The 2,827-nt window shown below is 71.7% G+C and carries 4 protein-coding genes; 3 read left to right on the top strand and 1 reads right to left on the bottom strand.

The genetic code is table 11. The annotated features are described in order from the left end of the window. Positions 1 to 224: carboxylesterase family protein (locus RMO97_RS17365; protein WP_310542274.1), on the bottom strand; the 224-nt coding region annotated here is incomplete at its 3' end. A 102-nt stretch (positions 225 to 326) separates the two neighbouring features. On the opposite strand from RMO97_RS17365, the gene RMO97_RS17360 reads away from it, so the two are divergent. From RMO97_RS17360 to RMO97_RS17350, 3 genes are all read left to right on the top strand, one after another. Continuing rightward, positions 327 to 1,085: an IclR family transcriptional regulator gene (locus tag RMO97_RS17360; protein WP_310542273.1), complete on the top strand. Its 759-nt coding sequence runs from the start codon at positions 327 to 329 to the stop codon at positions 1,083 to 1,085. Further along, positions 1,082 to 2,464, top strand: coding sequence for an MmgE/PrpD family protein (locus RMO97_RS17355; protein ID WP_310542272.1), 1,383 nt, complete (start codon positions 1,082 to 1,084; stop codon positions 2,462 to 2,464). The genes RMO97_RS17360 and RMO97_RS17355 overlap by 4 nt, the downstream gene beginning before the upstream one ends. Positions 2,465 to 2,499: 35 nt before the next feature. After that, on the top strand, positions 2,500 to 2,827 hold a 328-nt coding region (locus RMO97_RS17350), incomplete at its 3' end, for a hypothetical protein (RefSeq protein WP_310542271.1).

Here is a 2,827-nt window from a genome sequence, read left to right as displayed (position 1 = left end):
GTCTGGGGCGCGGTCTGGCCGTAGAGGATGGCGTCCCGAACCCCGCTCCAGGCCTGCACCGGTTGGGGCGGACGGAAACGGTTGGCGCCGTCGGTGGGCGCGCCATAGGGGATGCCCCGGAAGATCGAGACGCCGCGGAACCGCTCGCCCCGCACCTTGCCGGTCGCCGTCTCGACCACGGCACCTGAGCGGACGCTGTCGTCCGCCGCCACGTCGCTTCCCATCACCCGCTCCCGCTCACCATAGTTCCACCAAGCGGAACGTTGTTCCATTGACAGAATGGTCGGCCCCAGGGCAGATCATGTCAACCGACGGAGACAGACAAGATGACGGCGGAGCCCGCCTCGCCGACCGAGGGCGTCGTGCCTCGCACCTTCGCGGTGCTCGAGGCCCTGACCCGGTCGCCGGAGCCCGTGAGGCTGTCGGCGCTGACGCTGCGTCTCGGTCTGCAGAAGAGCACGGTCCATCGCATCCTCGCGGGGCTGATCAGCCTCGGCTACGTCCAGCAGAACGCCGAGACCGGCTGCTACTCCGCGACCCTCAAGCTCTGGGAACTGGGCGCCAATGTCATCACCGAGCACCCCATCAAGCGGGCCGCCTCGGGCTTCCTGCAGGAACTGCAGCGGGTCACCGGGGAGACGGTCAGCCTGGTGATCCGGGCCGGCGACGACGTGCTCTATCTGGACAAGATGATCTCGCCGCGCCCGATCCGCTTCACCACCCGCATCGGCAGCCGGGTCCCCGCCCCGCTCACGGCCGGGGGCAAGGCGATCCTGGCCCACGCGCCCGACGCCCAGGCGGTCCTGGCGCGCACCGCCGCCGGCATGGGCGGCAAGCGCCGCCTCGATGTCGCGGCCTTGACGGTGGAACTGCAGCAGGTTCGCGAGCGGGGCTACGCCATGGCCAGCTATCAGCCCGGCGTGGTGGGCTTCGCAGCGCCCATCATGGCGCGCGGTCCGGAGGCCGCCGCCGCGATCTCGGTCTCCGCGCCGGCCGAACGGGTGGACGAAAAGGGCCGCCAGGAGATCATCGAACACCTGCTCTCCACCTGCGCCAGCATGGCCGAACAGGTGGGACGGCTATGAGCGCCACTGACGCCGTCGGGCCGGCGCTGTCGGCGTACATCGCGAGCAGCCAGACCGCGGCGGTTCCCGAGAGCTTCCGCAGCCTCGGGCGCCTGCACATCCTCGACACCCTGGCCTCCATCGTCGCCTGCCGTGACCTGGCGCCGGCCCGCCTGGCCCGCGACTTCGCCATCGCCCAGTCCGGCGACGCCCGCCGCAGCGCCGCCACCATCCTGGGGACGAGCGCCACCGCCGCCCTCGGCGACGCGGCCTTCGCCAGCGCCATGGCCGCCCACGGCGCGGAGATCAACGACTTCATCCCCTCGGCCTTCGTACAGCCGGGCCCGGCGGTGGTCAGTGTCGCCCTGGCGCTGGCCGAGCAGCGCGGGCTCTCCGGCGAGGCGGTGCTGCGCGCCGTGATCACCGGCTACGAACTGGCGGGCCGGATCCCCAAGGCGCTGGGGGTCGGCAACCTGCGGCGCGCTGGGATCGCCAATCACGGGATCGGGCCGGTGTTCGGCGCGGGCGCGGCGGCGGCCTCGATCCTGGGTCTCGCCGAGGATCGGGTTGCCGACCTGCTCACCTATTGCGCGCAGCAGGCGGCCGGGTCCTGGCAATGGCTGCTGGATGTCGAGCATGTGGAAAAGTCCTTCGTGTTCGCCGGCATGGGCGCCCGAGCGGGCCTCAGCGCCGCCCTGATGGTGGAGGCGGGCTTCACCGGGGTGCGCGACAGCCTGGACCATCCCGAAGGCTGGATGGCCTCAAAGATCTTTACCGGCGGGGACGCCGACCGTGCGGGCCTGATCGAGGGGTTGGGAGAGCGGACGGAGCTGATCCACACCGCCTATAAACGCTATCCCGTCGGCGGCCCGACCCAGCCGGCGGTGAAGGGACTGCTGGACCTGCTGCCCGACCTGGAGGCGTCGGCTGTGGAGAGCGTGCGCATCGAGATGCCGGGACGCTGGCAGGCCTTCCGCGACGCGGCCATGCCGGCCCTCAACCTTCCCTACCTGACGGCCATCATGCTGATCGACCGGCGGCTCGATTTCGTCTCGGCCCAGTCGCTGGAACGCATGGCCAGTGACGCCGCCGTGCACGCGCTGATGGCCCGGGTCGACGTGGTCCATGACCCCGCCCAGGAGACCCCGCCCGGCCAGCCGCGCACGGAGTCGGCCCGCGTGATCGTGCGGCTGAAGGACGGCGCGGTGCGGGAGGTCTATGTCCCCCACGTGGTCGGCTTCCCGTCCCATCCGATGACGGCGGGCGAGGTGGAGGCCAAGGCGCTGGACCTGATGGCGCCCGTGCTTGGCGCGGCGCGGGCCGCCGAGGTGGTGGGCGCCGTCGCGCAGATCGAGACCCTGCCCCAGGCCGCCGACCTGGCCCCCATGATTGCAACCTGACGGCCGCAAAGACGGCCTGGCTCTGGAGAGACCCCATGGAATTCATTGGCGAGAAAACCGAGGACGGCGTCACGCGGCGCGAGTTTCGGCTGGCCGTGGACGGCGACGCCGTGCCGGGCGTCATCTGGACGCCGGAGGGCGCGAAGGGCCCACGCCCGCTGATCCTGCTGGGCCACGGCGGTTCGCAGCACAAGAAGGTGGCCAACCTGAGCGCCGCCGCCATCAGCCACGCCCAGAAGCTGGGCTATGCGACCCTGGCCATCGACGCGCCCGGCCACGGCGACCGGATCACCCGCGAGCAGGCGGAAAAGGCGCGCGCCGCCGCCGCCGAGGCCGGCCGCAAGGCCCAGCAGGGCGAACGTC

The organism is Phenylobacterium sp., from assembly GCF_031425575.1.
Lineage (GTDB): Bacteria > Pseudomonadota > Alphaproteobacteria > Caulobacterales > Caulobacteraceae > Phenylobacterium.
The sequence above is the reverse complement of the archived record's forward strand: the minus strand, read 5'-3'. Positions and strand labels throughout refer to the sequence as shown.